25 protein-coding genes and 2 tRNA genes are annotated in these 25074 nt (G+C 67.9%); 6 read left to right on the top strand and 21 right to left on the bottom strand.

Translation table 11 applies throughout. From position 1 onward, the window contains the following. Positions 1–27: 27 nt before the first annotated feature. From ACIQ0W_RS12350 to ACIQ0W_RS12340, 3 genes are all read right to left on the bottom strand, one after another. Positions 28–537 (bottom strand): GAF domain-containing protein, encoded by a 510-nt coding sequence (locus ACIQ0W_RS12350; RefSeq protein ID WP_396643049.1) that lies wholly within the window; start codon positions 535–537, stop codon positions 28–30. A gap of 39 nt (positions 538–576) precedes the next feature. Continuing rightward, positions 577–650 (bottom strand) — tRNA-Ile (locus tag ACIQ0W_RS12345). Positions 651–672: 22 nt separating this feature from the next. Next, complete coding sequence (locus ACIQ0W_RS12340) at positions 673–1701, bottom strand: DMT family transporter (RefSeq protein ID WP_100813157.1); 1029 nt, start codon at positions 1699–1701, stop codon at positions 673–675. A gap of 63 nt (positions 1702–1764) precedes the next feature. Here ACIQ0W_RS12340 and def point away from each other — a divergent pair, with 63 nt between their 5' ends. Further along, positions 1765–2331 carry a peptide deformylase gene (def, locus tag ACIQ0W_RS12335; protein WP_396643048.1) on the top strand — a complete coding sequence of 189 codons (567 nt, stop codon included), beginning with the start codon at positions 1765–1767 and terminating at the stop codon, positions 2329–2331. A gap of 59 nt (positions 2332–2390) precedes the next feature. Continuing rightward, the gene (locus ACIQ0W_RS12330) at positions 2391–2714 is read left to right on the top strand and encodes a tryptophan synthase subunit alpha (protein WP_100813155.1); all 324 of its coding nucleotides are present in this window, start codon (positions 2391–2393) and stop codon (positions 2712–2714) included. On the opposite strand, the gene ACIQ0W_RS12325 is transcribed toward ACIQ0W_RS12330, so the two are convergent. The 7 genes from ACIQ0W_RS12325 to dusB form a co-directional block, all read right to left on the bottom strand. After that, on the bottom strand, positions 2711–4336 hold the full coding sequence (locus ACIQ0W_RS12325; RefSeq protein WP_396643047.1) for an ATP-binding protein: 1626 nt from the start codon (positions 4334–4336) through the stop codon (positions 2711–2713). The genes ACIQ0W_RS12330 and ACIQ0W_RS12325 overlap by 4 nt on opposite strands. Positions 4337–4407: 71 nt before the next feature. Continuing rightward, on the bottom strand, positions 4408–5151 hold the full coding sequence (locus tag ACIQ0W_RS12320) for a sulfite exporter TauE/SafE family protein (protein WP_396643046.1): 744 nt from the start codon (positions 5149–5151) through the stop codon (positions 4408–4410). A 2-nt stretch (positions 5152–5153) separates the two neighbouring features. After that, positions 5154–5226: transfer RNA gene (locus ACIQ0W_RS12315), tRNA-Asn, on the bottom strand. 72 nt (positions 5227–5298) lie between these two features. Beyond that, positions 5299–6027 (bottom strand): ATP-binding cassette domain-containing protein, encoded by a 729-nt coding sequence (locus ACIQ0W_RS12310; RefSeq protein WP_396643044.1) that lies wholly within the window; start codon positions 6025–6027, stop codon positions 5299–5301. Positions 6028–6128: 101 nt separating this feature from the next. After that, the gene (gene dnaG / locus ACIQ0W_RS12305) at positions 6129–7994 is read right to left on the bottom strand and encodes a DNA primase (protein ID WP_396643043.1); all 1866 of its coding nucleotides are present in this window, start codon (positions 7992–7994) and stop codon (positions 6129–6131) included. Continuing rightward, positions 7994–9349 (bottom strand): deoxyguanosinetriphosphate triphosphohydrolase, encoded by a 1356-nt coding sequence (locus ACIQ0W_RS12300; protein WP_396643041.1) that lies wholly within the window; start codon positions 9347–9349, stop codon positions 7994–7996. Before ACIQ0W_RS12300 ends, dnaG begins: the two co-directional genes overlap by 1 nt. Before the next feature lie 4 nt (positions 9350–9353). Continuing rightward, a complete protein-coding gene (gene dusB / locus ACIQ0W_RS12295; protein ID WP_396643039.1) occupies positions 9354–10508 on the bottom strand; it encodes a tRNA dihydrouridine synthase DusB in 1155 nt (384 codons plus the stop codon). Positions 10509–10570: 62 nt separating this feature from the next. On the opposite strand from dusB, the gene ACIQ0W_RS12290 reads away from it, so the two are divergent. Then, positions 10571–11074 (top strand): glutathione peroxidase, encoded by a 504-nt coding sequence (locus ACIQ0W_RS12290; RefSeq protein WP_396643037.1) that lies wholly within the window; start codon positions 10571–10573, stop codon positions 11072–11074. Positions 11075–11133: 59 nt separating this feature from the next. Here the strand turns inward: ACIQ0W_RS12290 and ACIQ0W_RS12285 are convergent, their stop codons facing one another. The 3 genes from ACIQ0W_RS12285 to recO are packed head-to-tail and all read right to left on the bottom strand — an operon-like array spanning position 11134 to position 13421. Continuing rightward, positions 11134–11826 (bottom strand): DsbA family protein, encoded by a 693-nt coding sequence (locus ACIQ0W_RS12285; protein ID WP_396643036.1) that lies wholly within the window; start codon positions 11824–11826, stop codon positions 11134–11136. A 54-nt stretch (positions 11827–11880) separates the two neighbouring features. Next, positions 11881–12696: an isoprenyl transferase gene (locus tag ACIQ0W_RS12280; protein WP_396643035.1), complete on the bottom strand. Its 816-nt coding sequence runs from the start codon at positions 12694–12696 to the stop codon at positions 11881–11883. Continuing rightward, positions 12693–13421 (bottom strand): DNA repair protein RecO, encoded by a 729-nt coding sequence (gene recO, locus ACIQ0W_RS12275; RefSeq protein ID WP_396643034.1) that lies wholly within the window; start codon positions 13419–13421, stop codon positions 12693–12695. The genes ACIQ0W_RS12280 and recO overlap by 4 nt, the downstream gene beginning before the upstream one ends. A gap of 106 nt (positions 13422–13527) precedes the next feature. Between recO and ACIQ0W_RS12270 the strand changes: the two genes are divergently transcribed. After that, positions 13528–14196: a trimeric intracellular cation channel family protein gene (locus ACIQ0W_RS12270; protein ID WP_396643082.1), complete on the top strand. Its 669-nt coding sequence runs from the start codon at positions 13528–13530 to the stop codon at positions 14194–14196. Positions 14197–14303: 107 nt separating this feature from the next. On the opposite strand, the gene leuA is transcribed toward ACIQ0W_RS12270, so the two are convergent. Beyond that, positions 14304–16061 (bottom strand): 2-isopropylmalate synthase, encoded by a 1758-nt coding sequence (leuA, locus tag ACIQ0W_RS12265; protein WP_396643033.1) that lies wholly within the window; start codon positions 16059–16061, stop codon positions 14304–14306. A gap of 178 nt (positions 16062–16239) precedes the next feature. On the opposite strand from leuA, the gene ACIQ0W_RS12260 reads away from it, so the two are divergent. Together ACIQ0W_RS12260 and ACIQ0W_RS12255 are read left to right on the top strand one after the other, a co-directional pair. Further along, positions 16240–16854 carry a hypothetical protein gene (locus tag ACIQ0W_RS12260; RefSeq protein WP_396643032.1) on the top strand — a complete coding sequence of 205 codons (615 nt, stop codon included), beginning with the start codon at positions 16240–16242 and terminating at the stop codon, positions 16852–16854. 140 nt (positions 16855–16994) lie between these two features. Further along, a complete protein-coding gene (locus ACIQ0W_RS12255) occupies positions 16995–18419 on the top strand; it encodes a DUF222 domain-containing protein (RefSeq protein ID WP_396643031.1) in 1425 nt (474 codons plus the stop codon). 299 nt (positions 18420–18718) lie between these two features. On the opposite strand, the gene era is transcribed toward ACIQ0W_RS12255, so the two are convergent. From era to dnaJ, 7 genes are all read right to left on the bottom strand, one after another. Then, entirely contained in the window at positions 18719–19651 is a 933-nt protein-coding gene (era, locus tag ACIQ0W_RS12250; RefSeq protein ID WP_396643030.1) for a GTPase Era, read from the bottom strand. Continuing rightward, entirely contained in the window at positions 19644–20999 is a 1356-nt protein-coding gene (locus tag ACIQ0W_RS12245; RefSeq protein ID WP_396643029.1) for a hemolysin family protein, read from the bottom strand. The genes era and ACIQ0W_RS12245 overlap by 8 nt, the downstream gene beginning before the upstream one ends. After that, the gene (gene ybeY / locus ACIQ0W_RS12240; protein WP_036299005.1) at positions 20996–21469 is read right to left on the bottom strand and encodes an rRNA maturation RNase YbeY; all 474 of its coding nucleotides are present in this window, start codon (positions 21467–21469) and stop codon (positions 20996–20998) included. Before ybeY ends, ACIQ0W_RS12245 begins: the two co-directional genes overlap by 4 nt. After that, entirely contained in the window at positions 21466–22506 is a 1041-nt protein-coding gene (locus ACIQ0W_RS12235; protein ID WP_396643081.1) for a PhoH family protein, read from the bottom strand. The genes ybeY and ACIQ0W_RS12235 overlap by 4 nt, the downstream gene beginning before the upstream one ends. A gap of 67 nt (positions 22507–22573) precedes the next feature. Next, positions 22574–22927 (bottom strand): HIT domain-containing protein, encoded by a 354-nt coding sequence (locus ACIQ0W_RS12230; protein WP_396643028.1) that lies wholly within the window; start codon positions 22925–22927, stop codon positions 22574–22576. 295 nt (positions 22928–23222) lie between these two features. After that, entirely contained in the window at positions 23223–23960 is a 738-nt protein-coding gene (locus ACIQ0W_RS12225) for a 16S rRNA (uracil(1498)-N(3))-methyltransferase (RefSeq protein ID WP_396643027.1), read from the bottom strand. Beyond that, positions 23960–25072, bottom strand: coding sequence for a molecular chaperone DnaJ (gene dnaJ / locus ACIQ0W_RS12220; protein WP_396643025.1), 1113 nt, complete (start codon positions 25070–25072; stop codon positions 23960–23962). The genes ACIQ0W_RS12225 and dnaJ overlap by 1 nt, the downstream gene beginning before the upstream one ends. Positions 25073–25074: the final 2 nt, after the last annotated feature.

The raw sequence follows: 25074 nt of genomic DNA, 5'->3' as shown, positions 1-25074 counted from the left end.
CCGCAGCAGTCTTCCCCGCGTTCCGGCTCACTGCTCCGACCGGGAGCCCTCTTCCCAGAGTCGGGTGCTCGCGTCAAACACGGCGGCGGACCGGATGCGCTGCCAGTTCTTTCCCCCGCGGGCGAAGGTGGCGCGCACACCGGCGGGAACGCGGTGTTCGGCGACGGGAGCGGCTAGCCAACGGCACGGGCGCACATGGATGAGGTCGACTTCGGCAGCCGCCGAGCGCGGGTCGTAGTACCACGCGCCATGCAGGCGCCCGAGCCACAGAAGACCGTCCAGATCGATCGTCCACACGAACGCGCCGTCCGGGGCGTTCGCGAACCGCGCGAGACGTGCGGCGAGTCGATCGCCACCGGTCGCCGAGATCCGCCGTACGGCGTCCGCGAGCGTGGCAGGCGGAGGATCGAGGCGGACCCCACCGAGCCCGCACACCCCGTGCGTGAGCGCCCGCTCCACCGCGGCACCCTCGACGGCGTCCGAGCGCCGCGAGCGCATCGGTGCACGGAAGACCGCTGCCTCTTCGTCCGCGCTCATGCTCCTCCGCGTCGGCACGCGTCACTCGGATGTTCGGAGTAGGGCGGGTGGGACTTGAACCCACGATCGTCGGGTTATGAGCCCGCTGCCTTGACCAGCTTGGCCACCGCCCCGTAAGGAAAAGCCTAGCGTCCGTCAGACGAGAGGATCGGGACCCGCGCCATCGTCCATCGCGGGTCGCGTCGAACCTCCGCTGGATGCCGATCCCCCGCGGAGGATCGGGAACTCTTGACTGTGCGACAGAACCTGCGGATGGAAGCGCGCCAGGGTGATGACACCCCACACCGCGATGGCCCCCGCGATGGCGAAACCGATCAGCGCCCACAGCGGCGCCGCGCCGCCCTCGCCGAGAACGAGCAGGCCGATCAGCACCGCGACCATGGGGTCGATGACCGTGAGGCCCGCGATCACCAGGTCGGGCGGGCCCGACGAGTAGGCGGTCTGAACGAAGTAGGCGCCGAGACCGGCCGCCGCAAGCAGCGCGATCAGGCAGAGGAGCGTCAGCCACTCGAATTCGCCGGCCTGAATCCGCTTGATGACGACCTTTGCGAGCGTTGCGACGAAGCCGTAGACGACACCGGCGCTCAGGATGTAGAACAGCGCCCGCATCCGCTTCCGCAGCATGATCCAGAGCGCGATCATGACCACCAGCACGGCGCCGAGCGTCACGAGTACCGTGACGAGTTCGTTCTCGCTGAGCGGCCGCTCGGTCGCGAAGATCGCGGCGATGATCACGAAGATGAAGATGCCGCCGACGCACGCGACGATCGCCATCAGCGATCGCCTCGTCGGCGCGAGGCCGCTCACGCGCGAGTTCAGCAGGGTCGTGACGACGAGCGCGATCGCGCCCAGCGGCTGCACCACGATGAGTGGAGCGACGGTCAGTGCACCCAGTTGGCAGAGAATCGCCATCCCGAGCATCAGCGTGCCGACGACCCAGGAGGGGCGCGAGATCAACCGGGACATCTGCCGCATCGTGAGGCCGCTCGCGCCGTCCTGCCCGCTCAGGCGTTCCACCTTCTCCACACCGCGGTGCTGATACAGGGCGCCGAACGACATGAAAACCGCGCCGGCGAGGGCCAGCGGGATACCCAGGAGCAGGCCTGGATTCTGGAAAGCGCCGACGAGCTGCTCGCCGACTTCTTCAACTGATCCCAGCCACATCACGCATCGACACTAACCGAGGCGGATGCCGATGGCTCGAGGCGCTCCGGTTAGGCTCGAGACGTGGCCGTGCTCCCGATCGTGATCCTGGGTGATCCCGTCCTTCATTCCCCCGCAGCTCGCGTCGGCGTCGTGACCGACGAGATCCGGACTCTGGTGGCCGACATGTACGAGACGATGGACGCCGCACCGGGCGTCGGGCTCGCCGCCCCGCAGGTGGGGGTGCCGCTTCGGATCTTCGTGTATTCGTACGAGGACGATGACGGTGCGCCCTGGCGCGGTGTCGTGGTCGACCCGGAGCTCTGGATCACTCCGCCGGAGCCCGGTCATCCCGACCCGGACGACGAGAGCGAAGGATGCCTGTCGTTCCCCGGTGAACGGTTTCCGCTGCGCCGCGCCGACCGCGCCATCGTCACGGGAACGGATCTCGACGGCGCGCCCGTCCGGCTCGAGGTTGATGGCTGGCGTGCGCGCATCCTGCAGCACGAATTCGACCATCTCGACGGGATTCTCTACGTCGACCGCATCGACGACGCCGACGCCAAGACGGCCGCGAAGATCGTACGCAAGCGCGGCTGGGGCGTGCCCGGCCGGTCCTGGATGCCGGGCGTCGACGACCTCGACGCGTAGGCCGAGCCGCGTCGTCCGCGCCTCGCGCCCACCGCCGAATCCGCGCGTAGGCTCGAAGGGTGGAAGAGGTACGGATCGAGCGACGCGCGAGCCTGGAAGTGCTCCGCGCCGAGGCATCCGAAGAACTCGGCGTCGTCGTCGAGGAGCGTCTTCGCCACGGCGAAGATCCCTGGGCCTTCATGGAAGAGCTGCCCACCGTCGACGAGCTCGTCGTACACATGCTCCGTGCCGACGCGATCATCGCGGACGGGGGACGGATGCCGACGCACGTCCGCCACTATCGGGTGCTGCGGCAGATCGCACTCGTGCACCCCGCGCTGACCAACACGGTGTGGCGGATGCTCGGCGAAGACCCGCTGGCCCACCGGGGCTCGGGCGACTAAACGACCGGCCGGGGAAGCCGACAGATCACGGTCGTACCCACGCCTACTTCGCTGCGCAGCTCGACGTCCCCGCCGTGGGCCCGGAAGATGTTGCGGACGATGTGCAGGCCGAGCCCGAAACCCTGGATCGCCTGGGCCCGGGCCGCGGGTGCCCGGTAGAACGAGTCAAAGGCGCGAGTGAGTTCGGCACGCGACATCCCGGGTCCGGTGTCGGTGATCTGCAACTCAATCGATTCGCCCGCACCCGAAAGGCGCGCGACCACGGGCATGTCATCCTCGCCGAACTTGATCGCGTTGGTCAGCAACTCCCCGATCGCCTGCGAGAGACGACGCGGGTCGACGTCGGCTTCCAGACCCGGGCCGTCTGTTCCGAAGCGCATGACGCGCCCGCGCAGGGCCGGATCGAGGCTGTCGATGCTGTCCTCCACGAGCTGTCCGACGCCCATCCGCACAGGTTGCAGCTCGACGCCGTCGTCGCTTGCCGCAATCAACTCTGCAATGCGCGTCGTCAGTCGTTCCATGCCGCGGCGCACCGTGTCGAGCCGAGCCGCCAGTCGTGGCGGCAGATCGGGGTCCTCTTCGAGCAGATCCAGATATCCGACGGCAGCGGTGAGCGGGGTGCGCAGTTCATGCGACGCGGTGCGCAGGAACTGCTCACGGATTTCGATTGCCTCGGCCAGGTCCGTCACGTCGTGCATCACGATCACGGTTCCGAGCAGCTCGCCCGTGTCTCGCCGCACGGGGCTCGTCGAGGTGATGATCGCGGATTGCCGATGGGCCCCACCGACCCACGCGAAATGCTCTTCCACCGTCTCGCCCGCAAGGCCGCGCGGTATCGGCTGTTCATCGGGAGCAATAGGCGTCACGCGATCGGAACCGTACATGCGTTCACCGCTGTACGGCGGCCTTCCCGGCTTGAATCCGATCGCGGCCGCCACCTTCAGCGCACGATCGTTGGCGATGGACTCGCCATCCTCGGCGACGAACGCGATTCCCGCCTGAACGGTGTCGAGGATGCTTCGCGAGATGACCGAGTTGTCCTGCGCTTCTTCGAGTGCCGCTTGTTGAACCTCAAAAGCATGGATGAGACGTGCGCGGCGCGTTCGCAATTCTTCGGCCGCCAAGTTCGCGAGGACGGCGATTCCGATGACGAGCACAGGCAAAGTCAGAAGGTTCAGCCACTCGAGCCCGGACTGCGGCACCGTCCACGCGACCAAGTAGGGAAACGCGGCGATAAAGATCGTGCCCGCCACCGCGGCGACGACAACCCACTGGGTGAAACCGTACGCCAACCAGAGCACGGGGAAGATCGCCAAGATCTCGACCGAGGGTACGTAGGGGAACAACGACTCGCGGACGAAAGCCACTCCGATGACGTCCGCGATAGCGAGGACGACGAGCCCGGGAGCGTTGATCTTGTGCCACGGGACGAGAAGGCCCACCACACACGAAGCCACGATCACGAGGCCGCCGATGAGGAGGAAAACGTCGCCGCGCACCTCGGGCACCACGAACAGCGAGCTCACGATCACAAACGTCGTGCCGACAAGCAGCGGCAATTGGGCGCGAACGAAGACGACAAACCGTCTTTGGCGGATCGTGCCCCGCTCGAACACAACCATGGTGCGCATGACAATAGACCGATTCGGCACCCGAAGACAGCATTCTGCACCCGCCACGCCGACAGAACGCGTCAGATGAGCAGGTACAGTGCGCCGACGATCGTGAGCGCGATGACGACGCGTTCGAACCAGGTTTGGTTGATCCGCCCCGCGATCATGCGCCCACCGAACGCACCGATCAGCACCGCCGGGACGAGGATCAGATCCATCAACAGGGTGCCCGGCGTGATCAACCCGAGACCGAACATGATGGGCAGCTTCGTCAGATTGACGAGCGCGAAGAACCACGCCGCTGTCCCGAGGAACGCCATCACGCGGAACCCTAATGCGAGAAAATACATCGACATGACCGGGCCACCGGCGTTGGCGACCATCGTCGTGAATCCACCGAGAGAACCGTAAGCGGCCGCCGCGGGCCAGCGCGCTCGATCCACGGCGGGCTCGCCGCGCCGCGCGTAGCGACGCCACAGCGTGACGGCAATGAGGATCAGCAATATGACCCCGATCGTGCGACGCACCCATGAATCGTCGGCGACGACGAGAAAGATCGCGCCGAGTACGAGACCGGCCGCGACGGCCGGGACCAGCCGGCCGAGAGCTCGCCAATCGGCGTGGCGGCGGTACGCCCAGAGCGCGAAGACGTCACCCACGATCAGGAGCACGAGCAGGGTCGCGGTCGACTGCTTCGCCGGCAGGATCGCCGCGAAAATCGCCACGGAGAGGGTACTCGCGCCGGGCAGAGCGGCCTTCGACAATCCGACGATGAGGGCCGCGATCACAAGCAGAACCCAGCCACCCGTAGCCAGTTCTGTCACTGCTCCCCCACTTGGACTCGAACCAAGAACCTATCGGTTAACAGCCGATTGCTCTGCCAATTGAGCTATGGAGGAATGCGCCCGACTCGCGCCAGGCAACCCAACTATCCTAGCAAACCCGAACCGCCCGCAACGACAACCCACGCATCAGGGAGCGACCAGCCACGGGTCGACATCCGCACCGGGCGCCCACGCCAGACGATCGTGTGGTCCCTGCGCCACGGTGTGCCCGTGTTGCAGCACGACGACGTCGGCATCGAGTGCACTCGCAAGCTCTGCATCGTTCGACACGGCCAACGTCGCCATCGAAAAAGCGGTCGCGCGCTGTCGGAGCGCGGCGAGGGCAACCGCCCGCGATGCGACGTCCAGGTTCGCGAGCGGTTCATCTGCGATCAACACACGGGGCTGCAGCACGAGGGCGCGGGCGAGGGCGACGCGCTGCCGCATCCCCGCGCTCAGTTCGTACGGGAATTGCGTGGCAACCTTGAGCGGCAGATGCATCTCATCGAGCATCGATGCGACGACCAGCGCCAGCGCCCGCTCACCGACCTTGCGGTCGCGGCTCGTGATCGGTTCGGTGATGATCTCGCCCGCCGTCGAGCGCGGCGGCAGATCGGCGCCCGCTCGTTGCGGCAGGTACCCGGTGTAGTACATCAGCGAACGCTTCGCGCGACCCGGGTGACGAATCGAAACCCCGTCGACGAATGCCTGGCCGCCCACGACCGCGAGATCGTCGGTCCCGCGGGCGGCGAGAGCCACCGCAAGACTCGACTTGCCCGACCCCGTCGAACCCATCACGACCAGCGACCGACCCGGCAAGAGCTCGAAAGAGACACCGTCGACCGCGCGACCGCCGCCCGGACGAGAACCGGACATGTGAGCCAGCGACAGATCCTCCGCAAGGATTGCGAAAGGGATGTCTCGACACCGGGCCATGCTCTTCATCATGCCCCGGATCACACGCGCCGGGCGGGAATTCAGTCTTCGGTAAGCAACGCGTGTCGCTGCGCATCGAGATCGCGAAGGCGCATCCGCAGGGTGCGCCCCTCATCCGAGGCAGCCGGAACCCGCTGGACCGCGCTCAGCAACTCCGTCTTCTCGCGATCGATCGCGCGCGCCAGCATTCGGCGAGCGAGCGAGACCGCGGATGCCTGGGCGCTCTGCTCGTCCCGCGCGGGGAACGGTGCGGCGAGAAGTTCCGCCGCGAGCCCGCGGTAGGGCTCGCGCACGTTCTCGATCGCCGTCAGCGCCCAACCGGGACGTGCGGGGTCTCCTGTTGCGATCGACTCGCGGACGGCCTCGAGCCCCGGGTGTCGCATCGGTTGGGCGATCGCGCGCGCCCGCAACTCCTCGGGGACCGTGTGTCCATACTGCAGGAATGCCATGACCGCGTCGCGTTCGAGCAGCACGTCGGGGGTGTGCGGCAGGTTGGCGAGCGTGACGGCCGCAACCGGCGCGGGCCCACCGTCCGCTGCGGTCCCCTGCTTGGCAGCCTGGTCGGCACGGCCTCCCTCACGCGCCGCACCCCGGGCCGCGCGCTCGACCGCGGGACGGACCTCGCCGATGTCCATGCCGAGGCGACGGGCGAGTACCCGGGTGTAGCCGGGGCGGAGCGACGGGTCGCGGATGTCTGCGACGATCGGTGCCGCCGCCCGCAGCGCCCCGATCCGTCCCTCGACGCTCGCGAGATCGTAGTCCGCGATCCGTCGATCGATCACGAATTCGTACATGGGCTGCTTGTGCTCGAGCAGGGCGCGGACCGCGGCGTCACCGCGGTGCAGCCGCAGATCGCACGGGTCGAGACCTTCGGGCGCTACGGCCACATAGGTCTGGGCCGAGAACCGCTTCTCTTCGGCGAAGGCACGCAGTGCCGCCTTCTGCCCCGCGGCATCCGGGTCGAACGTGAAGATGACCTCGCCGGACGCTTTGTCGTCGCCCATCACGCGCCGCAGAACCGTGATGTGGTCGGTTCCGAACGCGGTGCCACAGGTCGCGATCGCCGTCGTGATGCCCGCCAGGTGGCAGGCCATGACATCGGTGTACCCCTCGACGACCACGACCTGGTCTGCGCGCGAGATATCGCGCTTGGCGAGGTCGAGCCCGTAGAGCACCTGCGACTTGTGATAGATCGGGGTCTCGGGGGTGTTCAGGTACTTGGGGCCCTGATCGTCCTCGTACAGGTGGCGGGCGCCGAATCCGACCGTCTGACCCGTCACGTCACGGATGGGCCACACCAGGCGTCCGCGGAAGCGGTCGTACACGCCGCGCTGCCCCTGAGACATCAGGCCCGCGGTCGTGAGCTCTTCGCGCGAGAAACCCTCGGCGGAGAGCGCCTTCAGCGCGTTGTCCCACCCCTTCGGCGCGTAGCCGACTCCGAAGTGCGCGGCGGCTCCGGCATCGAACCCGCGCTCGCCGAGGAATCGCCGGGCCGCCTCGGCCTCGGGAGTCGACAACTGGCTCTGGAACCAGGCCGCCGCAGTCTGGTTGGCGGCATACAGACGTGCCCGCCCACTCGTCTCGGGTGCGGGACCGCCGCCTTCTTCGTAGTGCAGCGTGAACCCGATGCGAGCGGCCAGGCGTTCGACGGCGTCGGTGAACGTCACGTGGTCCATCTTCCGCAGGAACGTGTAGACGTCCCCCGACTCCCCGCATCCGAAGCAGTGGTAGAAACCCACTTGCGGGCGGACGTGGAAGCTCGGACTGCGCTCGTCGTGGAACGGGCAGAGCCCCTTCATCGAGCCGACACCGGCCGATTTCAGGGCGACGCGCTCCCCCACGATGTCGACGATGTTCGTGCGGGCCTTGACCTCTTCGACGTCGGCCTGAGCGATCCGCCCCGCCATCAGCTGTCCTTCGACCAGGGACGCGAGCCCGGGGTCCAGATGCCGAGGGCGCCCGCATCCACCTCGCCGAGGAGTCGCTCGTGCCATGAAAGGGCGTCCTGGTCGGTGAGGCTGGCGACCTGGTCCACGATGACGCGGCGACGGGCGGCATCGGAGTCCGCGGCCAGGAAGTCACCGCGCAGCGCGGGGGTCAGCTGGGCCGGGCCCGCCTCCCAGAGAGCGGTTGCGAGGCGTTTGAGCATCCGCCTCTGCTCCTTGTAGAGCGTCTTGCGTCCATCGATCGATACGACGAAGGCGCCGACCATGCCCTTGAGTGCGGCGACCTCCGCCTCGACGACACGCGGCACGACCACGTGGGCGCTGTACCGCGTCAGGGTGCGGGCGGGATAAGCCTCGCGCGTCGCAGTCGTGGCGGCGCGCGCGAAGCGTCCGATCAGGTCGCTCGTGAGATTTTTCAATCGACCGAGGGCGGCGCGCGATCCGTCGAACGAGGTGATCCACTCCGGCATCCGCGTCAGGCGATACAGCGCGTCGTCGAGCTCGTCCCGGGCGAAGTCGAAACCGACCCACGCCTGGAGCGCCGTGACGAGCGCCTGGTGTTCGGCCGGATCCGAGAGACGGCGCGGATCGAGGTATCCGTTCGTCACAGCGTCTTCGAAGTCGTGCACCGAGTAGGCGATGTCATCGGCCAGGTCCATGACCTCGGCCTCGATGCACCGCACACGGCCGGGGGCGCCCTCGCGCATCCAACGGAAGACGGACTCGTCGTCGGCGTAGACGCCGTACTTCAGGCGTCCGCCCGCGTCGGGCAGCGGATGCTCCGACGTCCACGGATACTTGCAGGTCGCGTCGAGGCTGGCCCGCGTGAGGTTCAGGCCGACGCTGTGCCCGTCGGCGTCGATCACTTTCGGTTCGAGGCGCGAGATGATCCGCAGGGTCTGCGCATTGCCCTCGAACCCGCCGATGTCATCGGCCCAGTCGTTGAGCGCACGCTCGCCGTTGTGCCCGAACGGCGGGTGCCCGAGGTCGTGGCTGAGGCAGGCCGCATCGACGACATCGGGGGCGAGTTCCAGCCAGGTCGCGAGCTCACGGCCCACCTGCGCCACCTCGAGCGAGTGCGTGAGGCGGTTGCGGGCGAAGTCGGCGGGGCTCGCCGGGCTCAGCACCTGGGTCTTGGCGGCGAGGCGGCGGAGGGCCGCGGAATGCAGGACGCGCGCCCGGTCACGGGCGAAATCGTCGCGCTTCGAGCGATGTTCCTCGACGTGGAAACGTTCGGTCGCGTGCTCGCCGTAGCCGTCCGTGCGGATCGCTGCGGGTTCTTTCCTGGCGTGAGCCGCCACGCCCTTGTCTGCCACGCCTTTACCCACCACTGTGGTGCAACTCCGCGGCCGCGATCTCGCGACTCTCGACCACGTCGACGTCGCGGCTCTCGAGCCAGCGGTCGGGCAGGGCCGGGCGCTTCGGGGTGCCCGCGCGACCGCGCTGACCCTCCGCGGCAGCGCCGGGATACGGCGCGTCGTGTGGCAGCTCGGCGAGGAGTTCGTCGATCTCGTCCAGCGTCGAGGCGGTCGCGAGGCTCGCCCGAGTCTCACCGCCCACCGGATAGCCCTTGAAGTACCAGGCGACGTGCTTCCGGATGTCGCGGCATCCACGACCCTCGTCTTCGAAAAACTCGACCAGGAGTTCGGCATGGCGGCGGAATGCACGCGCAACGAACCCGAGGTCGGCATCGACGGCCGGTGCATCCGCGCCGAACGCCGAGGCGAGCTCACCGAAGAGCCACGGGCGCCCGAGGCATCCGCGTCCCACCACGACCCCATCGCACCCGGTCTCAGACATCATGCGGACGGCATCGTCAGCGGACCAGATGTCGCCGTTGCCGAGCACAGGCACGCTCGTCACGGTCTCTTTGAGCTTCGTGATCGCCGACCAGTCGGCCTGACCCGAGTAGAACTGCGCGGCCGTGCGCGCGTGCAGGGCGACGGATGCGACGCCCGCGCCCTCGGCGATGCGTCCGGCCTCGAGATAGGTCAGGTGGTCGTCGTCGATGCCTTTGCGCATCTTGATCGTGAGCGGAACGTCACCGGCGGCCTTCACCGCGCCCTCGACGATGTCGCGGAACAGGCCGAGCTTCCACGGCAGCGCCGCTCCCCCGCCCTTCTTCGTGACCTTGGGCACGGGGCATCCGAAGTTCAGGTCGACGTGGTCGGCATGGTCTTCGGACACGATGATGCGCACGGCCTCGGCGACCGTAACGGGGTCGACGCCGTAGAGCTGGATCGAACGGGGCGTCTCGGACTCATGGTGCTGGATAAGCCGCATGGTGGTCGCGTTGCGCTCGACGAGTGCCCGAGACGTGATCATCTCGCTGACGTACAGGCCCGCGCCGTACTCGCGGCACAGACGCCGGAACGCCGTGTTCGTGATGCCCGCCATCGGCGCAAGCACGACGGGAACATCAAGAGCGAGCGGCCCGATGCGCAACGTCGGCGCGGAAGCAAGAAGGCCGGACATCCTCCCATTCTCCCAGACAGAATGCGCGCCTCGCCGCGATGCATGGTCGTATCGTGGACAACATGACCAGCGAGACCGTTGTGGACATCCGAGACATCCCCTTCCACACCGCGGACGGAGGCACCGCTTCGCTCTCCGACTACGGCGACAAGGTGATTCTGATCGTCAACGTCGCATCGAAGTGCGGCCTCGCCCCGCAGTACGAGCAGCTGGAACAGCTGCAGCGCACCTACGGCGACCGCGGCTTCACCGTGCTCGGCTTTCCGTGCAACCAGTTCATGGGTCAGGAACCCGGATCGATGGACGAGATCCTCGACTACTGCGCCGTCAACTGGGGCATCACATTCCCCATCTTCGACAAGGTCAAAGTGAACGGCGGCGGTGCCGCGCCGATCTACAAGGCGCTGAAGAAGGCCAAGGACTCCGAGGGAGCGCACGGCCCCCTCCTGTGGAACTTCGAGAAGTTCCTGCTCACGCCCGAAGGAACCGTGCACCGCTTCCGCCCCACCGTGAAGCCCGACGACCCGGCCATCGTCTCGGTCATCGAGAGCAACCTGCCGAGCTAAGTCACGCCCCGGCGGGCTAGGCCACGCCCCGGCGGGCTAGGCCACGCCCGCGAGCTCGGTCACGCCCCGACGGGCTCGGGCTCGCTCGCGGCCTCGCCGCGCTCAGCCCACACCTGGCGGGCGATCTGCGCGAACGCCTCGGCGGGCTGGGCGCCGCTGACGCCGTACTTGCCGTCGATCACGAAGAACGGCACGCCGTTGATGCCGTAGGTCTGCGCCTGCGCCTGATCCGCGCGAACATCCGCGAGATACCGCTCTGACTCGAGGGCCTCGCGCGTCTCATCCGCGTCGAACCCCACCTCGGCGGCGAGGGCTACGAGGTCATCTATGCGACCCACGTGCTTGCCCTCCGTGAAATACGCCGCCATCAGGCGCTCGGCCATGTCGAGCTGGCGCCCCTTGTCCTTGGCGAAGTGCAGCAGTTCATGGGCCTTGACGGTGTTCGTGTGCTTGAGCAGGTCGTAGCGGTAGGCCAGTCCGGAAGCGGCGGCGACATCCGTGACGCGATCGATCATCTCGCGCGCCTGCTCGAGCGGCACGCCCTTGTGGTTCGCGAGGTACGAGACCTCGTCACCCTCGAAGTCGACGGGAGTGTCGGGAGACAACTCGTACGAGTGGTAGGTCACCTCGACGCGGGGACCGTCGGGATCTGCGGATGCTTCCGCGAGTCCGTTCTCGAGATTCCGCTTGCCGATGTAGCACCAGGGGCAGGCGATATCGCTCCACACGTCGATCTTGATGGCATCCGTCATACCGGGCTCAACACCCGATGCATCCGCGCGTATTCCCGCGCCCGCATGTTCGACCTACGAGGCGTCGGCGCTGCCGGGCGTGTCGATCGCGCCACCGAAGCGGCGGTCGCGATCGAGGTACATCTCGATGCCCTGCCAGAGGTCGGCGCGCGAGAAGTCGGGCCAGAGCGTGTCGAGAAAAACGAACTCGGCGTAGGCCGACTCCCACAGCAGGAAGTTCGACGTTCGCTGCTCGCCGCTCGAGCGGATGAACAGGTCGACGTCGGGCATATCCGGTACATACAGGTGGCGCCGGATCAGCTTCTCGGTCACGGCGGAGGGCCGGATGCGCCCGCGTGCCACATCCTCGGCGATCTGCCGCATGGCATCCACGAGCTCGACGCGACCGCCGTAGTTGACGCACATCGTGAGGGTCAGGACGTCGTTTCCCGCCGTGAGCTGCTCGGCATGCTGCAGTTCCTTGATGACCGAGCCCCACAGCCGCGGCTTGCGCCCCGCCCAACGCACGCGCACGCCCCATTCGTTCAGCTGATCGCGTCGGCGGTGCAGCACGTCACGGTTGAAACCCATGAGAAACCGCACCTCGTCAGGCGAACGTGTCCAGTTCTCGGTGGAGAACGCGTAGACCGACAGGTGCTTCACGCCCGCCTGGATCGACCCCGCGACGACGTCGAGCAGCGACGCCTCGCCCGCCTTGTGCCCCTCGACCCGCGACAGGCCGCGGCGATTCGCCCAGCGACCGTTGCCGTCCATCACGATCGCTACATGCTCGGGGACCGAGCCGGCCGGGAACTCCGGCGGGTACACCCCCGTCCAGTCGAGCGGGCGATACGGCACGGCATCCTTGTGCGTGTAGGGCTTGGGGCTCATCGAGGTCCTTCGAGATGCGAGAGCGAGCGGATGCCTCGCTCGAGGTGCCACTGCGTGTACGCCGCGACGACGCCGGATGCTGCGGCCAGGGCACGTGGGGGCGCCGCGGCCACGACATCCCACTCCCCCGCCATCAGCGCACCGAGTTGGCGAACGGCGTCGGGGCCGATGCGTGCGCTGCCCGGGGGTGCGCAGTCGTTGCAGACGATGCCGCCGAGCTGGGCGACGAAGTAGTCGTTCGGGCCCGCGGCGCCGCATCGCGCACACTCGCTGAGGCTCGGGGCCCAGCCCGACAGCGCCATGACCCGCAGCAGGTAGGAGTCGAGGACGCTACGCGAGCCGTGCTCGCCCTTCGCGAGTGCCCGGAGGCCACCCACGAGGAGCAGGTACTGCTGGGGCGTGGCCTCGGACTCGTTCAGGCGATCGGCGGTCTCGACCATCGCGTTCGCGGCCGTGAAGCGCTCGTAGTGCACGACGATGTCGGCGCCGTACGACCCCAGGCTCTCGGCCTGCTGGACGATGTCGAGGTTGCGTCCGGCGTACAGCTGCACATCCGCGACCATGAACGGCTCGAGTCGCGCCCCGAAGCGCGACGCCGTACGCCGCACACCTTTCGCGACCGCCCGGACCTTGCCGTGCCGACGGCTCAGCATCGTGATGATCCGGTCTGCTTCGCCCAGCTTGTGGGTGCGGAGGATCACGACCTCGTCGCGGTAAGTGGGCACCGGTCCATTATCCGGCGGTGCGGCGACACCGGGTCGCGCGGCTCGCCCACGGGTGCCGGTCGAAGGGTGCCGTGGCGGCGAGAATGGACGGGTGGAACCCCTCTTCATGATCCCGCTCTGGGCCGACCTGACAGCCGTGGCGCTGGGAGGCATCCAGGGTGCGCTCTTTGCGTCCGGCTTCCGGGGTCAGCGGCGCCTGGACCTGCTCGGGGTGGCGATCATCGGGATCGTGATCGGCATGGGTGGCGGGCTCATCCGCGACCTCCTGCTGGGTTTGCCGCCGTCGACACTTCAGAGCAACTGGTACCTGCTGACGGCGGTCGCGGCCTCCCTGGTCGGGATGCTGCTCTCGGGGGTGTTCCGTCGCGTGAACGGCGTGATCGTCGGGCTCGACGCGATCGTGATCGGCCTGTTCGGCGCGTTCGGAACGAGTAAGGCGCTCGCCGTCGGGCTGCCCCTTGTGCCGGCCGTGTTCGTCGGCGTTGTCGCGGCCGTGGGCGGGTCGATCTTGCGCGACGTGATCATGGGGCTGCCCGTAGCGGTGATGCACGTCGGGTCCCTGTACGCCGTCGCCGCGGGAGCCGGATGCCTCGTGCTTGCCGTCTCTGCCACGCTCGGGCTCGCGATCGTCCCGGCCGCGATCGCCGGGATCGTCGTCACGGCGGTCATCCGGGTGCTGGCCGTGGTGTTCGACCTCTCGCTGCCGGAGCAGCGCATGCTGTACCGACGCCGCGTGGCCGCCGAGACCGGCGTGCTGCCGGTCATCAAGCCGTAGCGGTAGCCGTGCTGTGGGGCACCTGCAGCACTGTGGGGCACGTCAGAACCTGCCCCACAGCACCCGCGGTGCCCCACTTCGCGTGAGACCGCAGCCAACCAGCCGGGTCAGACGGCCGAGACGAGCGAGCGCTCCCGCGTGCGGATCGCGCGGTTCACGCCCGAGACGATCGCCTTGAGGCTCGCGGTCGAGATGTCGCCGTCGATGCCGACGCCCCACAGGCGCTCACCCTCGACCTGCAGCTCGACGTAAGCCGCGGCCTGGGCGTCGCCGCCGGCGCTGAGCGCGTGCTCGACGTAGTCGTAGACCGTGACGTCGTATCCCTGGGCACGAACGACCTCGAGGAACGCCGCAACCGGGCCATTGCCGTGACCGGATGCCTCGAACCGCTCGTCGCCGTCCCGCAGCGTGACCTCGAGCGAGACGTCCCCGCTCATGTCGCTCTGCGTGCGCGTCGCGAGCAGCTCGAACCGACCCCAGCGTGCGTCGGCCTCGGCGGCCGGCAGGTACTCGTCGCGGAAGATGGACCAGATCTGATCGCTCGAGACTTCGCCACCCTCGGCATCCGTCTTCGCCTGCACGACGCCCGAGAACTCGATCTGGAGCTTGCGCGGCAGGTCGATCGCGTGGTCGCTCTTCAGCAGGTACGCGACGCCGCCCTTGCCGGACTGCGAGTTGACGCGGATGACGGCCTCGTACGAGCGACCCAGGTCCTTCGGGTCGATCGGCAGGTACGGAACGGCCCATTCGAGCTCGTTGACCGAGACACCCTCGGCGGTGGCCCGGGCATCCATCGCCTCGAAGCCCTTCTTGATGGCGTCCTGGTGCGATCCGCTGAACGCCGTGAAGACGAGGTCGCCGGCCCAGGGGCTGCGCTCGGGCACGGGCAGCTGGTTGCAGTACTCGGCCGTGCGCTTGACCTGGTCGATGTCGCTGAAGTCGATCTGCGGGTCGATGCCCTGCGTCAGCATATTGATGCCGAGTGCGACGAGGTCGACGTTGCCCGTGCGCTCACCGTTGCCGAACAGGCATCCCTCGATGCGGTCCGCTCCGGCCAGGTAACCCAGCTCGGCGGCGGCGATCGCGGTGCCGCGGTCGTTGTGCGGGTGGAGCGAGATGATGACGTTCTCGCGGTGGTTGAGGTTGCGGCCCATCCACTCGATCGAGTCGGCGTAGACGTTCGGGGTCGCCATCTCGACCGTCGCGGGCAGGTTCAGGATGACCTTGCGCTCGGGGGTCGGCACGAAGATCTCCATGACTTTGTTGCAGACCTCGGCAGCGAACTCGAGCTCGGTGCCCGTGTAGCTCTCGGGCGAGTACTCGTAGTAGACCGTCGTCTCGGGAACCGTCTCTTCGTACTGCTTGCACCAGCGCGCGCCCTGCTGGGCGATGTCGATGACACCCTGCTTGTCGGTGCGGAACACGACGTCGCGCTGCAGAACGCTGGTCGAGTTGTACAGGTGCACGATCGCCTGCTTCGCGCCCTTGATCGACTCGAAAGTGCGCTTGATCAGCTCTTCGCGCGCCTGCGTGAGCACCTGGATCGTGACGTCGTCGGGGATGAGGCCGTCTTCGATCAGCAGGCGGACGAAGTCGAAGTCCGTCTGGCTGGCGGACGGGAACCCGACCTCGATCTCTTTGTAGCCCATGCTGACGAGGAGTTCGAACATGATGCGCTTGCGTTCGGGGCTCATCGGGTCGATGAGCGCCTGGTTGCCGTCGCGCAGGTCGACCGCGCACCAGCGCGGCGCTTCGGTGATCCGCTTGTCGGGCCACGTGCGGCCCTGCAGCTGCACCGAGATCTGCTCGTGGTAGGGGCGGTACTTGTGTACCGGCATCCCGGAAGGTTTCTGGGTGTTCTCCATGATGTCGTCGCTTCTCTGATCGAACTTGTGGGGGCCAACGACAAGCTCCGCGACGAGAAAGGCCCTAGATCGAAGCCTCGTCGCGGCGGCTAAGGAGGAGAAGCCCGCGCAAACGCATGGGATCGATGGTAGCAGGATGTATGGTGAGACGATCCCGCCCGCCGCGACACTCTCAGGTATGAGCCGTTTCATCACCACCGGCGCCGTGGCCGCCGCATCCGTTCTCCTGCTCGCCGGCTGTGCGACCTCGTCCGCGGGCTCGGGCTCGGGCGAGGCGGTCGTGTGGGAGGCACCGTCGCCGCCCGCCGGCGAGGTGTCGGCACAGGGCACTGTGAGGGATGTCGACGGCACGGTCGAACTGTGCCTCGGGCCCATCGCCGAGTCGTACCCGCCGCAGTGCAGCGGCATCCCGGTCGAGGGGTGGTCGTGGGACGGGATCGAGGGGTGGGAGACATCGGGCGACGTGACGTGGGGCGCCTACGCCGTGCGCGGCACCTACGACGGCTCCTCGTTCGCGGTCACCGGCGAGCCGGTGATGCTGGCACTCTACGACCCGATCGCGCCGGCGGATCCGACGGGCGGCAAGCCGGGAATGGCAACCGAGGCCGAGTTGACGGAGATGCAGGATGCCGTGCCTGAACTGATCGGCAACGGATTTTTGGCGTCGTACCCCGAGAACGGATGGCTGTGGGTCGATGTCGTCTGGGACGACGGGACTCTGCAGGCCGCGGCTGATACGACCTACGGCGAGGGTGTCGTTGTCGTTCGCTCGGCAATGCGTCCGTTCGACTGAGCTCTCTCGTGGACTGTCGGCGAACATTGACAGGCCGGTCGGAAGTCGCGCAAATGAATTTCTCGAGACACCCCATTATTCACGCTTGATCGGGCAGAAACCGGGGTTCGATGTCGGTGGCCCTCGGCAGAATTGAGGGTATGGAAGCACTGCTCGATCACCTCGAAGGGGCCATCGAGCAGGCGCGCGCACACGTGACTCAGGCCCTCGGCGACGGGCAGATTCTGGCCGCGAGCGATGACCAGGTGGTGCGCGCTCTGAGCCTCGCGGCCGAGCTGCAGCGGCTCACCGACGCGGTGCTCGTGGAGTCGGTCGGTGAAGTGTCCCGTCGGTCATCCGGCCCCGATCGCGACCTGAGGCTGACGGCGCGGCGCGGATGCCATGACGTGAGCGAGCTCGTGCAGCGGGCGACACGGATGGGTCCGGCATCCGCCGCTCGTCTGCAGCGCGGGGCCAAGGGTGTCGCGCTGGGTGAGTCGCTGAGCGGCGGGCCGCTGCCCGCGCTTCTGCCCGCGTTGCGGTCGGCACTGCTCGAGGGCGAGGTCGGGATCGACGGGCTGATTGCTGTTTCCGGGCCGCTCGAGCCGATGAGCCAGCGCGTGCCGCTCGAGTCGCTGCGGGTCGCCGACGCGGTGCTCGCCGCCGAGGCGTGCGGCACCGGGCCCGATGGTGCGCCGCCCGCGTGTGCCGATCTGCTGCGTGTGCAGGCTCAGGTGTGGGCCGCCGCGCTCGACCAGGACGGTGCCGAGCCGAAGGAACAGCAGGCGATGCGGATGCGCGGGGTCACCCTCGGTGTCGCGCGCGACGGAGTCGTCCCGCTGCGGGGCTCTCTTCTGCCCGAGGTTGCCGCGCAGTTCCAGCGGATCTGCGACGCGATCGGGTCGCCGCGCGTGGGCGACGGCGTCTCGTTCCGCCCTGAGGGCGAGGGCGAGGGCGAGGGCGAGGGCGATTCTGGCTTCGCCGATGACCCGCGCACCTCGGCACAGAAGCGTCACGATGCCCTGGCGACGGCTTTGTCGGTCGCGGCATCCAGCGAACAGCTTCCGACCATCGGCGGGGCCGCTCCCACGCTGGTGATCTCGGTCCGCGCCGAAGACCTCGTGTCCGACACGGGGTGGGCGCACGTCGACGGTATCGACGAACCGGTCTCGGCGCGTGCAGCCGCGCACGTGGGTTGCGCCGGAGTGATCCAGCGCGTGCTGCTCGGCGACAACGGCCGCATTCAGCGCATCGGCACCGAAGAGCGCGTTTTCAACCGGCATCAGCGTCGCGCGATCGCGCTGCGGGACGGCGGATGCATCATCCCGGGCTGCGGCGTCCGCGCCGCCTGGTGTGAAATCCACCACGTCACGGACCACGCCGAGGGCGGACCGACGCATACCGACAACGGTGTGCTGCTGTGCTGGAACCATCACCGCTTCATCGACCACGGAGGCTGGCAGATCCGGATGAATAGGGGCGTTCCGGAAGTGAAGGCTCCGCCATGGATCGAGCGAAATCCGCGGTGGCGGCCGGTCACCACATCCCGCACGCGCTTGCTCGACCTGGTCGCGCGGCGGACTTAGGCCGAGGTGTCGGTCGGCATGCCTCAACGTCCGTCTCGGCCGCTGTCCTCGAAATCCGGCTCAGCCGCTTCCCCACCATCGGTCTCGGCTATTTCCCCGGCATCCGTCTCGGTCGTTGTCCTCGACAGCCATCCGGTGTCGTTCGCACGATCGGAACAGCGACGCGCCGCCGAACAAAGGCGCGGACCGGCGTGGCGGGCCCGCGATCGTGCGGACGGAGCGCGCGACGGGGCCTCACCCGACAGAGTCCGGCGATCGAAACAGAGAACCCGAGCCCGAGCAGGAAACCCGGCAACCGCCTAGAAGCCCAGGCGCCCCAACTGCTTCGGGTCGCGCTGCCACTCTTTCGCTACCCGCACGTGCAGGTGCAGGTACACGCGCGACTTCATCAGCGGCTCGATCTGCGCACGCGCGCGAGCCCCGACATCCGCGAGCCGTGACCCGCGGTGTCCGATGATGATGGCCTTCTGGCTGTCGCGCTCGACGACCAGGTCGGCGTAAACGTCAATCAGGTCCGAATCCTCGCGCGGCAGGATGTCGGCGATCGTCACCGCGATCGAGTGCGGCAACTCATCGCGCACACCCTGCAGCGCCGCCTCGCGGATGATCTCGGCGATGCGATCCTCGGTCGACTCATCCGTCACGACATCCGCTCCGTAGAGCGCCGGACCCTTCGGCATCAGGCCGAGCAGCTCGTCGGCAAGAATCTCGAGCCCCTCGCCCGACTCAGCCGAAATCGGGATGACAGCGGCCCAGTCCTCACGCAGCGAATCGACCTCCATCAGCCTCTCCGCGATCTGCTCGCGCGACGAAGCATCCGTCTTCGTCACCAACGCGACCTTGCGCGCACGGCGATATCCGTCGAGCGATTCGGCGATGCGGCGGTCGCCGGGACCGACCTTCTCGGTCGCCGGAACGCAGAACGCGATCACATCGACGTCGCCCAGCACCTGATCGACCAGGTGGTTGAGTCGTTCACCGAGCAGCGTTCGCGGCTTGTGGATCCCCGGGGTGTCGACGATCACAAGCTGACCCGCGGGACGATTCAGGATCCCCCGGATCGCCCGACGCGTCGTCTGCGGCTTCTCGCTCGTGATCGCGATCTTTTCGCCGACCAGGGCATTCGTGAGCGTGGACTTGCCGACGTTCGGGCGACCGACGAACGTGACGAAGCCACTGCGGAGCGTTCCCGATCCGTCCCCCGCGCCATCCTGCGAAACCGCGTCAGTCACGGGATTCTCCCTTTCGTTTGCGCCCTTCGGACGCGCCGACCTTCTCGATCGGACCGGTGTTCGTCTCGGCGAAGGCCTCTTCCGCCGCGATGAGTTCGGCGGACCGCTCGACGAAAACCGTCGCGATCCCGCGCCCGCGGCCGCGCGACGCACCCCCGGTCATGACGATGCCCTCATGCGTCGCCTCGGCGCCGGGCAGCGGTACGCGCCCGAGCACCTTCCCCAGCAGGCCGCCGATGGAGTCCACGTCGTCGTCCTCGAGTTCGATCCCGAACAGGTCGCCGATGTCGTCGAGCGAGCTGCGTGCGCTCACGCGGTACCGACCGGGACTCAGCTCCACGATCTCGTTCTGGGGCACGTCGTACTCGTCCGCGATCTCGCCCACGAGCTCTTCGATCAGGTCCTCGAGCGTCACGAGCCCGGCGATACCGCCGTATTCGTCGACGACGATGCAGACGTGCACGGCATCGCGCTTCATCTGCTGCAGCAGGGTCTCGGCCATCATCGACTCGGGGACGAAGCTCGCCGGCCGGAGGATCTTGCGGATGCCCTGGGTACGCCATCCGTCACCGGCACCGAATCCCGACTGGACCAGGTCTTTGAGATACAGGATGCCGACGATGTCATCGTCGCTTCCCTCGGTGACGGGGATGCGGGAGACGCCCGTGCTGAGAAAGAGGCCCATCGCGTCATCCGTGCTGGCGCTGGCGTCGAGCGTGACCATGTCGGTGCGCGGCACCATGACCGAGCGCACGAATGTGTCGGTGAAGTCGAAGACCGAGTGGATGAGTTCGCGGTCCTCGTCCTCGATCAGATCCGCCTCGGCGGCCTCGTCGACCATACTGAGCAGCTGCTGCTCGGACGCGAACGACGCGACCCGGCGACGACCCGGCGTTACGCGATTGCCGAGCGCGACCAGGGCACCCGCGATCGGGCCGAGGATGACACGGACGAACCGCACGAGCGGGGCGACCGCGCGCAGCAGGCCCTCGGCGTGCTGGCGCCCCACCGTGCGGGGGCTCGCCCCGACGAGGACGAACGAGGCGCCGGTCATCAGGATCACGGCGGCCAGCATCGCCCACCAGATCGAGTCCAGCAGGATCGTCAGCGCGACGGTGACGAAAACGGCGGCCGCGGTCTCGGCCAGGATGCGGATGAACACCACCGCATTCAGGTGCGCGTCGTTATCCGAGGCGATCGCACGGAGTGAGCGCCGCGCCCGCGCTGTGAGCGCCCATTCGGCGAGGTCCGCCCGGGAAGTGACGCTCAGTGCGGCGTCGAGGGCGGCCATCAGGCCCGCGAAGGCTACGAGAAAAAGGGCTGCGAGGAGAAGAAGGAGCGCGGTCATGCGGGTCTACGGCGTCGCTCGCGCACCGAGAAGCCGATGAGCAGATCCCGTTGCAGAGCGAACATCTCGCGCTCTTCTTCGGGTTCGGCGTGATCGAAGCCGAGCAGGTGCAGCAGTCCGTGCGTGGTGAGGAGAAGCAGTTCGTCCTCCGTCGTGTGACCGGCCTCGCGCGCCTGAGTCTCAGCGACCTGCGGGCAGAGCACGATGTCGCCGAGCAGACCCGGGGGCGTCGGAATGTCTTCCGTGCCGGGGCGCAGCTCGTCCATCGGGAAGCTCAGGACATCCGTCGGGCCGGGCTCATCCATCCACTGCACGTGCAGCGCCTCCATCGCGCCCTCGTCGACGAGGATGATCGCGACGTCGGCCTCGGGGCTGACGTGCAGCTCTGCGAGGTTGTACTCCATCAGGCGCAGGAGCTTCGTCTCGTCGACACCCGTCACCCCGGATTCGTTGGTGATCTCGATGGTCACGAGCGTCCTCCTGGGAACTGGTGCGGAGACTTGCGATCGCGGGGCCCGAGCGGGCGGGTCGACGAGCGGCGCTCGGCTCGGTTGGCGAACTGCGCGGCTTGCTCACGCTCGAAGCGCTCGGCCGTGCGCTGTTCGTCGTACTCGGTGTACGCATCGACGATCTTTCCGACGAGCGTGTGCCGCACGACATCCGCGCTCGTCAGGCGGGCGAAATGGATGTCGTCGATGTCATCGAGCACCCGCGTCACGAGCCGGAGCCCCGACGATCCGCCGGGCAGATCCACCTGAGTGATGTCACCCGTGACCACCATCCGGGTGTTGAACCCGAGGCGGGTCAGGAACATCTTCATCTGCTCGGGCGTGGTGTTCTGCGCCTCGTCGAGCACGACGAACGAGTCGTTGAGCGTCCGCCCGCGCATGTACGCGAGGGGTGCGACCTCGATCGTGCCCGTCGCCATGAGCTTGGGAACGATGTCGGGGTCCATCATCTCGTTCAGCGCGTCGTACAGCGGTCGCAGGTACGGGTCGATCTTGTCGTTGAGCGTGCCGGGCAAGAACCCGAGCCGCTCCCCCGCCTCGACCGCGGGACGGGTCAGGATGATGCGGCTGACCTCTTTGCGCTGCAGCGCTTGCACGGCCTTCGCCATCGCGAGGTACGTCTTGCCGGTACCCGCCGGTCCGATGCCGAACGTGATCGTGTTCTCTTCGATCGCGTCGACGTACTCCTTCTGCCCGAGGGTCTTCGGGCGGATGATCTTGCCGCGCGACGTCAGGATCGCCTCGCCGAGCACATCCGATGGGCGACGTGCGGGGTCGCCGCCGAGCATCCGCGCCGACGAGGACACGTCGGCAGGCGCAACGCTGTAGCCCTCGCGAGTCATGGTGAGCAGTTCGTCGACGAGGGTGCGGGCGGCGCCCACGGCATCCCGCGGTCCTGACAGCGTGATCTCGTTCCCGCGAACGTGGACGTCCACGTCCGGATGCTCCTTCTCGACCACACGCAGAAGACGATCCTGCGGGCCGAGCAGCTGCACCATCGCGACGCCGTCGGCGAGAACGCGATCGCTGACGGTTTCTCCGCCCGACGAAGTCTCTTCGGTCGGTTCAGTCACTGACGCTCTTCTCGGAAAGTCCGCCCGCGAGAACGTGGGCGTGTACGTGGAAAACGGTCTGGCCTGCCTCGGCCCCGGTATTGAAAACGAGCCGGAAGTCGCCGTCGGAGTGCTGCATCGCGAGCGTGTTCGCGAGGCCGATCATCTCGGCGAGCAGCTCCGGATCGCCCGCGGCGAGCTCGACGACGTTGCGGTACTTCTCGGTCTTCGGGATGACCAGCAGGTGCAGGGGCGCGCGGGGCGCGATGTCATTGATGGCGAACACGTTCTCGGTCTCGCCCACCATCTCGGAGGGGATGTCACCGCGCAGGATGCGCGTGAAGATCGAGGGTTCTGTGCTCACCATGCCAGTCTACCGAGCGGCGCTCACGCGTGGTCGGGCGGGCCGCCCACGCGTGCCAGGCGAACATCCGAGAGGTGCGATGGGGCGGATGTGGCCTGGTGTGGCGATTCTGGGGCGTTCAGAGCGAGTTGTACCTCTGAGATGTACGCGGCCGTGGGCCAGGCGGGTCACTTCGACAGGCTCAGTGACCGAGGGGCCGCGCTCCCTGAGCTCGTCGAAGGGAGCAGAGGAACCTCAGAGGCCGGGCAGGTCACTTCGACAAGCTCAGTGACCGGGGTGGCGCAGCGACCGGCCAGCGCTACCAGCGGCCGAGCGCGGCGCTTGCGACCGCCAGCGCGGCCGGGCCCGCGGTCGACGTCCGCAAAACGGTGGCGCCGAGCCGCACCAGAACAGAACCGGCCGCGACCAGCGCGTCGAGCTCGTCCGGTGCGATCCCACCCTCCGGGCCCACCACCAGCACGATGTCGCGCTCCTCGACGGGCTTCCGCAACTGCGCGGTGAGCGTCGCATCGGCCGTGGGTTCGAGAACGAGCACAGACGCTGACGCTGCCATCGCGGCGAGCTGCTTGGTCGTGACCGGGGCCGAGACATCCGGGATCCAGGCTCGATGCGCCTGCTTGGCCGCCTCGCGCGTGATGGCCTCCCACCGCGCGACACCTTTCTCGATCTTCGGGCCCGACCACCGCGAAACGCTGCGCCCCGCCTGCCAGGGCACGACCTGATCGACGCCGAGCTCGGTCGCGGCCTGCACGGCGAGCTCATCACGGTCGCCCTTCGCGAGCGCCTGCACGAGCACGAGCCGCGGCGTCGGCTGCGGTTCCACCCGACGCGACGACACGCGGACGGCGACCTCTTTCGGCGTGACGTCTTCGCAAACGCCGTCCAGCCACACGCCCCGGCCATCGCCGACCGTCACGGGCTCACCCGGGCGCACGCGGCGAACGACCGCCGCGTGATGGGCCTCGGCACCCGTCAGTACCAGCAGACCCCCGACCGCAGCATCCGTCGCCGCATCGGCGACGAAGTGCAGTGCCATCAACCGTTCCGGAAGCGGTCGCGGAGCTTCGAGAAGATGCCCTGCTGGAAGTGCGCGAGCTTGGGTGCGGGTGCCTTGGTGCGTTTGCGCAGCTCTTCGACGAGGGCCCTCTCCTTCGCGTCGAGACGCGTCGGGGTGAGCACCTGCACGCCGACCCGCAGGTCGCCGCGCTGGGATCCGCGAAGGGCGGTGATGCCGCGTCCCTTGATCGTCAGGACGTCACCAGCCTGGATGCCCGGGCGGATCTCGAGTTCGACGGGACCGTCGAGCGCCTCGATCGTGGTCGTCGTACCCAGCACGGCGTCGGGCATCGAGACCTCGAGGGTTGCGAGCAGGTCGTCGCCCTCGCGGCTGTAGACCTCGTGGTGCGCGACCGTGACCTCGATGTAGAGGTCGCCGTGGGGGCCACCGGCGGGTCCGACCTCGCCGGAGCCGGGCAGCTGCAGACGCAGACCGGTCTCGACACCCGAGGGGATGTCGAGCGAAACCGTGCGACGCGAGCGCACGCGCCCCTGGCCCTGGCACGTCGAGCAGGGGTAGGGAATCGTCGTGCCGTACCCCTGGCAGGTCTGGCAGGGCTGGCTCGTGACGACGTTGCCGAGCAGGCTCCGCACGGTCCGCTGCACGTGGCCGGACCCTCCGCAGATGTCGCACGTGACGGGCTGCGTGCCCGGCTGGCAGCACGAGCCCTGGCAGGTCTCGCAGATGATGGCGGTGTCGACCTCGAGGTCGCGGTGAACGCCGAACACGACATCCGACAGCTCGAGCGTGACGCGCACCAGGGCATCCTGCCCGCGCTCCCGGCGCGACCGGGGGCGCTGTCCGCGGCCGCCGCCCTGGCCTCCGAAGAACGTCTCGAAGATGTCGCCGAACCCGCCGAACCCCTGACCGCCCCCGCCGAACGGCGAGTCGCCGCCACGGTCGTACTTGCTGCGCTCTTCGCTGTTGCTCAGCACGTCATAGGCGTGCGTGACGAGCTTGAAGCGCTCCGCCGCATCCGCTCCCGAATTCACGTCGGGGTGGAGCTCCCGCGCGAGTCGCCGGTAGGCCTTCTTGATGTCGTCGGTGCTGGCGTCCCGGGGAACGCCTAGCACCTCGTAGTGGTCTGCCATGT

The organism is Microbacterium sp. (assembly GCF_044340635.1).
Classification (GTDB): domain Bacteria; phylum Actinomycetota; class Actinomycetes; order Actinomycetales; family Microbacteriaceae; genus Microbacterium.
This window is presented reverse-complemented; position numbering and strand designations above follow the sequence as displayed.